The organism is Catenuloplanes sp. NPDC051500, assembly GCF_044454585.1.
Lineage (GTDB): Bacteria > Actinomycetota > Actinomycetes > Mycobacteriales > Micromonosporaceae > Catenuloplanes.
The window spans coordinates 33672-41709 of record NZ_JBITDX010000025.1; the positions used below are offsets into that span (position 1 = coordinate 33672).

The window sequence follows — 8038 nt, forward strand, 5'->3', positions numbered from 1 at the left end:
TCGTTACGCCCGGTTCTGGCGCAACCGGTCCTGCAGACGCCGGTCCACCTCGTCCGGCAGGTGCGCGGAAACGTCGCCGCCCCACTTCGCCACCTCCTTGACCAGGCTCGACGAGAGGAACGAATAGAGCGGGTTGGTCGGCATGAACAGCGTCTCCACGCCGGCCAGCCCGATGTTCATCTGGGCCATCTGCAGCTCGTAGTCGAAATCACTCACCGCCCGCAGACCCTTGACCACCACACCCGCCTCATGGGTACGGCAGAAGTCGACAAGCAGCCCCTGGAAGGACGCCACCCGGACGTTGCCGTAGGAGGCAGTCACCTCGGTGAGCAGCTCGATGCGTTCCTCGATGGTGAAGAGCCCGAGCTTCGACTGATTGATCAGGACTCCGACTATCACCTCGTCGAAGAGCCTGCTGGCCCGACCGATGATGTCGAGATGGCCGTTCGTCACCGGATCGAAGGATCCTGGGCACACCGCGCGTCTCATGATCGGCGACCGTACCAAAGCGTGGTCTCCCCGTACTTCCGGCTGCGGATCGCAGTGATGCCCTCCACCCAGGCCAGCCCGGCGCCACGGCTGGAGCGTTCCACGACCACCACCGCGTCCTCCGCAAGCCAGTCCTGTTCCACAAGCGTCGCGAGCATCTCCAACACCTCAAGATCCGGCATCGGGTACGGCGGATCCGCGAACACCAGGTCGTAGGGCCCGCCGTCCGGCCCGGCCGCAAGCGCGGTGTTCACCTTCGCGGACTGCAGCACGGCCCGGCCGCGCGCGTCGAGCGCCGCGATGTTGCCCCGGATGATCCGCCCGGCCTTGGCGTCGTGCTCCACGAGCAGCACGTGCTCCGCGCCCCTCGACAGCGCCTCCAGCCCGACCGCGCCGGAGCCGGCGTAGAGGTCCGCGACCCGGGCGCCGTCCAGGTCCAGCAGCGTCTCAAGCGTGCTGAACAGCGCCTCGCGTACCCGGTCCGAGGTGGGGCGGGTGTGCGAGCCGATCGGCACTGTCAGCCGCCGCCCGCCGAGCGCGCCCGCGACGATCCTTGTCACACGAGTCCCTTCGGTGGTGCGAAGGAGCCGTCCGGCTCCGGCGGGTACGGGTGCACAGCGATCACCGCGCGCACCGGGATCGGGCCGTAGATGTGCGGGAACAGGTTCTCCACGTCCACGCCGTCGCCGGGCTCCCAGCGCGGTGGCTCGGGCAGCCGGGACTCGTCGATCTCCAGTAGCACCAGGTCGGTGCGGCCACGCGCCCGGATGGTCGCCGGGATGTGCACCTGGGCAGCCGTCGAGCAGTGGATGAACCCCTCGCTCGCAAGCGTGTCCGCGGTGTACTCCCCGGCTCGCTGCGCGTCCGCCCAGACCTCGGCGGCGCAGAAGTGCAGGATCATGAAAACTCAGCCCTTCTCCAGATATTCGGCGCGTTCGCCGTCCACGAGTGCGGCCACCGACGCGGCGAGCGCGGGATGGCGGTCCAGCTCCGGATCCTCCCGGACCAGCGCCAGCGCCCGCCCCCGCGCCTCCGCGATCAACTCCTGGTCCTTGCGCAGCGAGAGCAGCCGCAGGTGGGAACGGCGGCCGGACTGGGCGGCGCCGAGCACATCACCCTCACGGCGCTGTTCCAGGTCCAGCTCGGCAAGCACGAAACCGTCAGTGGTGGAGGCGACCGCGTCCAGCCGGACCCGCGCGGGCGTACCCTCAGGCGCGTCGGTGACCAGCAGGCACAGGCCGGGCGCGCTGCCCCGCCCGACGCGCCCGCGCAGCTGGTGCAGCTGGGAGACGCCGAACCGGTCCGCGTCCAGCACGATCATCACTGTCGCGTTCGGCACGTTCACGCCGACCTCGATGACAGTGGTGGCGATCAGCACGTCCAGGTCGCCGGCCGCGTAGGCGCGCATCACCGCATCCTTCTCGTCGGCCGGGAGCCTGCCGTGCAGGATGCCGATCCGCACGCCCTTGAGGTAGTCCTCCGCGAGGATCGGCGCCACCTCAAGCACCGCGAGCGGGGGCCGTTTGGCGTCCGAGCCGTCCGCCGGGGGCTCCACGTCGTCGTCGCCCTCCTCCGCGCCGATCCGCGGGCACACCACGTACCCCTGATGGCCCTTCTGGATCTCCTCCCGCATGCGCCGCCAGGCGCGGTCGAAGAATGCGGGCTTCTCCGCGTTCGGCACGACGTGGGACGCGATCGGGGAGCGGCCCTGCGGCAGCTGGGCGAGCACCGAGACCTCCAGGTCGCCGAAGACGGTCATGGCGACCGTGCGCGGGATCGGCGTGGCGGTCATCACCAGCACGTGCGGCGGCTGCGCGGCCTTGGCCCGGAGCGCGTCCCGCTGCTCGACGCCGAAGCGGTGCTGCTCGTCCACCACGACCAGGCCCAGATCCTTGAAGTCGACACCCTCGTAGAGCAGCGCGTGCGTGCCGACCACGATCCCGGCCTCGCCGGACGCGACCTCGGCCAGCGCGGCGCGTTTCGCCTTCGCCCCGAGCGAGCCTGTGACAAGCGTGAGCCGGGTGGCGTCCGGGTCCGAGTCCAGCTCACCGGCGCGGCCGAGCGGGCCGAGCAGCTCGGCGATGCCGCGGTGGTGCTGCGCGGCCAGCACCTCGGTCGGGGCCAGCAGCACGGCCTGGCCGCCCGCGTCCACCACCTGCAGCATGGCGCGCACCGCGACAAGCGTCTTGCCGGAGCCGACCTCGCCCTGCAACAGCCGGTGCATCGGGTGCGGCGTACTCAGGTCGGACGCGATCTCCTCGCCCACCTTCGCCTGGCCCTCGGTCAGCTCGAACGGCATGATCACGTCGAACCGCTCGCGCAGGCCGCCGTCGCGGCGCGGTCGCGGGCGGGCCGGGAGCGAGGTGGCCCGCACCTTGCGCTGCACGAGCGTCAGCTGCACCGCGAACGCCTCGTCCCACTTGAGACGCTTCTTGGCGCTGCCCAGCGGGCCCCAGTCCGCCGGCTTGTGGATCTCACGCAACGCCCGGTCCAGGCTCATCAGGTCGTGCTCGGCGCGCAGCGCGGCGGGCAGCGGGTCCTCCGGCATGGTGATCACGCCCATCAGCACGTCCACCGCCTTCGCGATGGTCCAGGTCGGCACCGCGGCCGCGGCCGGGTAGACCGGGATCAGCTTGCCCGCGAAGTCGTCGATCGCGACCTCCGACTCCTCGTCGAAGAGCGTGTAGTCCGGGCTGTTGAGCTGGCGCTTGCCGCGGAAGTCGGTGACCTTGCCGGCGAACATGCCCCACCGGCCCGGCGTCAACTCCCGCTGCCGCCAGGCCTGGCTGAAGAAGGTGAGCGAGATCGTGTTGCCGGTGTCGTCGCCGACAAGCACCTCAAGCAGCTGGCCCCGGCGCTGCCGCATCTGCCGGGACTCGACCCGCTTCACCTGCGCCATGATCGTGACGTCCTCACCGACCTCCAGCTGCCGGATGTCGGTGTGCTCGCCGCGCTGGTCGTGCCGCCGCGGAAAGTGGTAGAGCAGGTCACCCGCGGTGTGCAGGTTGAGCCGCTCGGCGAGCGGCTTTGCCGATTTCGCGCCGAGGACCTTCTCCAGCTGTGTGTCGACCGTGACGGCCGTCTCCGTCATGCGTTCACTCCACGCCGATCAGCAGGGGGTAGACGGGCTGGCCGCCGTCGTAGCCGCGCGCCTCCACGAACGGCCACCGGGCCGCCAGGTGGGCGCGCAACGCCGGCTCCAGCCCCGACGGCGCATCCGCGCCGAAGAGCAGCGTGACAAGCTCGCCGCCGCCGCCGAGCAGCCGGTCCAGCAGCACCGTGCCGACCTCGGTCAGCTCCGTGCCGATCAGCGCGACCTCGCCCTCGATCAGCCCGAGCGCGTCGCCGGCCCGGCAGCGGCCGGCCATGGTCAGCGCCTCCCGGCTGGCGCGGGTGACCTCGGCCCAGCGGCAGGCGCCGGCCGCCTCGGCCATCGCGATCACGTCGTCGTCGAAGCCGCGGGCGTCGTCGCGGACCGCGAGCGCGGCGAGCGTCTGCACCGGCGAGCGGGTCGGCACCACGCTCACCCGGGGACCTTTCACCTCGCGGGCCGCCGCGACCGCGACCGCGCGGGTGTCGCCGTCGTTCGGCAACAGCACGACCTCCGCGGCGCCGCTTGCCGAGATCGCCTCAAGCAGCTCCTGCGGCGACGGGTTCGGCCCGACGACTATCGCGTCCTCGCCGATGTAGAGCGCGGCGAGCCCGGGGCCGTCAGCCATCACCACCGCCACCCGGGTACGGGTCGTGGTCAGGTGCGCCGGCTGATCCGCGAAGCGGGTGACGGAGATCTGGTGCGGGCGGCCCGCGACCACGCCGGCCTCGATCGCGGCGCCCACGTCGTTGACGTGGACGTGGACGTGCCAGACCGGTGGGCGCCCGCCGGAGCCGACCACGACAAGCGAGTCGCCCAGGCCGCCCAGCGCGCGCCGGAGCCGGTCGACCGCCTCGTCCTCCGCATCAAGCAGGTACTGCACCTCGTAGGCGTAGTCGAGCGAACCTGTCTCCCGCGGCGCGGCGGCCGGGCGGGCGACCGGCACGGCGGGCGCCGGCGGCTCCACGACCGTGCCCGGAGCCGCGCTGAACGACTCGACAAGCGCGTCCAGCAGCAGGCACAGGCCGCGACCGCCGGCGTCGACAACACCGGCCCGGGCCAGCACCGGCAGCTGCTCGGGCGTGCGGGCCAGCGCCACCGCCGCGGCCTCGGACGCGGCGCGGGCCACCTCGGCCACGTGCCCGGACCCGGCCCGGGACGCGCCGTCCGCGGCCGCGGAGAGCACAGACAGCACGGTGCCCTCCACCGGCTCGGCCACCGCCGCGTAGGCCGCCGCGGTCGCCGCGCGCAACGCGGCCGCCAGATGCGGGCCGCGCACCTCGGGCACGTCCGCGAGCGAGTCGGCCAGGCCGCGCAGCACCTGAGAGATGATCACGCCGGAGTTGCCGCGCGCGCCGAGCAGCGCGCCGCGGGCCAGCAGGTGCAGCGCGTGACCGTGTGCGGTACGCCCGGTCTCCGCGGAGTTGTCCAGGTCGAGCGCGAGCGCGTGCTGCGCGGAGGTGAGGGTGAGCACCAGGTTCGTCCCGGTGTCGCCGTCGGGCACGGGATAGACGTTGAGCTCGTCGATCTCGCGCTGGTGGGCCCGCAACGCGCTCAGCCCGGCGCCGCTCCAGCGGCGCACGACCGTCACATCAAGGGTGTCCAGCACAGAAAAAGCCTATAGTCGGTCACCGACACTTTCGCGCTCAGGAAGGTCTCCGACACCCGATTCGCTGGTCGGGACCCGCGTCGGGTAGCCTGGTCGGGTTGCCTAGGCCTAGTGCGCGGGTGACCTCATTGTCTGCGGCCCGCGCCGCGGGACTTCCATGCGACCTCAGGTCACATGGAGAGCATCGTTTCGATCGACAGCAGGAGACTTCCGTGGCTAGCGTCTGCGACGTCTGTGGCAAGGGGCCGGGCTTCGGCCACAACGTGTCCCACTCGCACCGGCGGACCAACCGCCGCTGGAACCCGAACATCCAGACGGTGCGCACCCCCGCCGGTGGCGGCAACACCCGCAAGGTCCAGGCCTGCACCTCGTGCATCAAGGCCGGCAAGGTCACCCGGGCCTGAGCCCGAGTAAAACGCTTCTGTCGTACGCCCCGTCGCTCCGGCGACGGGGCGTACGCGCGTTTGTGAGCGTTTCCCCCCGGCGCCCCCACCCCGCTCCCTACTCTGGGACGGGGGTGTGCAGATGGGAAAAACCACCGATCCTGCCGGCGATGAGGCCGTGCTGTCGCTCTCGTTCGACGGCCGGATCACCGACGTCGGCGAAGGCGCACGCACGCTGCTCGGGTACCGCCCGGAGGAACTTTTCGGCCGTCCCGTCGAAGAGGTCATCCCGGAGCCGGGCGGGCTGCTCACCGGCCCCGGCCACGACCTGGGCGCCGCGATCGGCGACGGCTCCTCCCGCTTCGAGCTGAGCTGCCGCTGCGCGGACGGCACCGTCTTCCCCGCGCTGGTCACGGTCTGGCGCAGCATGGAGGAGCACGGGCTCACCATCACGGCAGCGATCCGCCGGCTGAGCGCGGAAGACCAACTGGCCGGCGCGATCAACCTGGTCGGGGCGCTGGTCCGCTCGTCCCACGACGCGATCCTGGCCGCCGACCGGGACGGCCTGATCACCATCTGGAACCCGGCCGCTGAACGCCTCTACGGCTACACCGCGGCGGAGATGCTGGGCCGGCCGCGCGGCGTACTCTTCCCGCCGGACGCGCTTGAGCTGGAGGAGGAGCGGTTCCGCCGCACCATCGCCGGCAGCCACGTGGAGATGTTCTCCGCCACCCGCCGCCACAAGGACGGGCACGTGATCACGGTCGCGGCCACCATCTCCCCGATCGCCGACACACAGGGCCACATCATCGGCGCCGCCGGCTTCTCCCGGGACATCGGCGAGACGAACCGCGCGCAGAGCATGTTCCGCGGCCTGCTCAACGCATTGCAGATCGGCATCATCGGCATCGGCGAGGACGGCCTGATCCGCTTCGTGAACCCGGAGGCCGAACGGCTCTTCGGCTACGACGCCGAGGAGGTGCTGGGCCTGCCGGTCGAACGCCTCATCCCCCGCACCGACTCCCCCGACAATCAAGAGCTCCAGGGGGTACGGAAAGACGGCAGCCGCTTCCCCGCCGAGGTCTCGCTCTCCCCGATCGACGTCGGCTCCGAAACGCTGATCTCCGCCACCGTGGTCGACACCACCGAACGACGCGCCGCCGAAGCCGAACGCACCCGCCTCCAGCAGGAACTGAACGCAGCGCTCCGGCTGGAGAGCGTCGGCCAGCTCGCCGGCGGCGTCGCCCACCACTTCAACAACCTGCTGGCGATCATCGACTCGCACGCCGGCTTCGTGGCCGAGGAGCTGAGCGGCCCGATCACCGGCGCAAGCGTCCGCGAGGCGCTCACCGACATCGCCCAGATCCGGAAAACCGTCGACCGTGCCAGCGGGTACGCCCGCCAACTGCTCGCGTTCGGCCGGCGCGAGGTCGCCCGCCCGGTCCGGCACGACATCTCCAGCACCGTCGCCGAGGTCTACGCCCTGCTCAGCCACTCACTCGGCGACGACATCACGCTGACCACGAACGCCCACAAGGACCTCCCACCCGTCGTCGTCGACCCCGGCCAACTCGAACAGACCCTCGTCAACCTGGCCCTCAACTCCCGCGACGCGATGCCCCACGGCGGCCGCCTCAGCATCACCGCCGAACCGTGCACCCGCAGCGCCCCCGGCGCCCGCGCCGCCCGCTACGTCAAGATCCGGGTCACCGACACCGGCGACGGCATGCCCCCCGAGGTCCTGGAACGCGCCTTCGAACCGTTCTTCACCACCAAGGACCCCACGGTCGTCGGCGGCATGGGCCTGGCCGTCGCCCACGGCATGGTCACCGCCGCCGGCGGCGAGATCAACATCTCCTCCGACCCCGGCCGCGGCACCACAGTCGTCATCATGCTCCCCGCCGAGGACGTCCCCGAGCCCCGCCGCAGCACCGACGACCCCCCGTCCAACGGCGCCGGTTACTCGGAGGACGGGCGCCACACAATCCTCGTCGTCGACGACGAGCCGGACATGCGCGAGGTGGTACGCCGCATGCTCGGCAAATCCGGCTACGACGTCATCGTCGCGGCGGACGGGCCCGAAGCACTGGCCAAGGCGCGCGCCCATCAGGGGCGCATCGACCTGCTGGTTACGGACATCATGATGCCTGAGATGTCTGGCACGGAGTTGGCCGATCGGATCCATGAGTTCCGTGACAGTATTCCGGTTCTGTTTATGTCGGGGTATGCGGCGCCTGTGCTTGCTGAGAAGGGGAGTTTGCATCCGGATACTGTGCTTTTGCAGAAGCCGTTTCGTAAGGCGGAGTTGATTAGCGCTGTTGAGAATGTGTTGGCCGTGCCGGTTTGACGGGGTTTTCGCTGTTTTCGGTTTTGGTCTCGCGGGTTGCGCTGGGTGGGGTGTGGGGGGGGGGGGGGGGGGCGGCCGGGGGGGGGGGGGGGGGCGGCGAAAAAATACCAAACCCCCAC

Annotated in this window: 7 protein-coding genes; 2 read left to right on the forward strand and 5 right to left on the reverse strand. The window is 71.1% G+C overall.

Features of this window, described 5'->3' with window-relative positions:
* Positions 1–3 precede the first annotated feature (3 nt).
* Genes coaD through ACIA8K_RS34850 form a run of 5 tightly spaced genes read right to left on the reverse strand, consistent with a single transcriptional unit; the run spans position 4 to position 5189 of the window.
* Positions 4–489, reverse strand: a complete 486-nt coding sequence (gene coaD, locus ACIA8K_RS34830) for a pantetheine-phosphate adenylyltransferase (protein WP_396067162.1) — start codon at positions 487–489, stop codon at positions 4–6.
* A complete protein-coding gene (gene rsmD / locus ACIA8K_RS34835) occupies positions 486–1049 on the reverse strand; it encodes a 16S rRNA (guanine(966)-N(2))-methyltransferase RsmD (protein ID WP_396067164.1) in 564 nt (187 codons plus the stop codon). The genes coaD and rsmD overlap by 4 nt, the downstream gene beginning before the upstream one ends.
* Positions 1046–1390, reverse strand: coding sequence for a DUF952 domain-containing protein (locus ACIA8K_RS34840; RefSeq protein ID WP_396067166.1), 345 nt, complete (start codon positions 1388–1390; stop codon positions 1046–1048). Before ACIA8K_RS34840 ends, rsmD begins: the two co-directional genes overlap by 4 nt.
* 6 nt (positions 1391–1396) lie before the next feature.
* Positions 1397–3580 (reverse strand): ATP-dependent DNA helicase RecG, encoded by a 2184-nt coding sequence (gene recG, locus ACIA8K_RS34845; protein ID WP_396067168.1) that lies wholly within the window; start codon positions 3578–3580, stop codon positions 1397–1399.
* A gap of 4 nt (positions 3581–3584) precedes the next feature.
* Positions 3585–5189 carry a DAK2 domain-containing protein gene (locus tag ACIA8K_RS34850; RefSeq protein ID WP_396067171.1) on the reverse strand — a complete coding sequence of 535 codons (1605 nt, stop codon included), beginning with the start codon at positions 5187–5189 and terminating at the stop codon, positions 3585–3587.
* Positions 5190–5401: 212 nt separating this feature from the next.
* On the opposite strand from ACIA8K_RS34850, the gene rpmB reads away from it, so the two are divergent.
* Entirely contained in the window at positions 5402–5593 is a 192-nt protein-coding gene (gene rpmB / locus ACIA8K_RS34855; RefSeq protein WP_033343896.1) for a 50S ribosomal protein L28, read from the forward strand.
* A 121-nt stretch (positions 5594–5714) separates the two neighbouring features.
* Positions 5715–7919 carry a PAS domain S-box protein gene (locus ACIA8K_RS34860; RefSeq protein WP_396067173.1) on the forward strand — a complete coding sequence of 735 codons (2205 nt, stop codon included), beginning with the start codon at positions 5715–5717 and terminating at the stop codon, positions 7917–7919.
* The last annotated feature ends 119 nt before the right edge of the window (positions 7920–8038 follow it).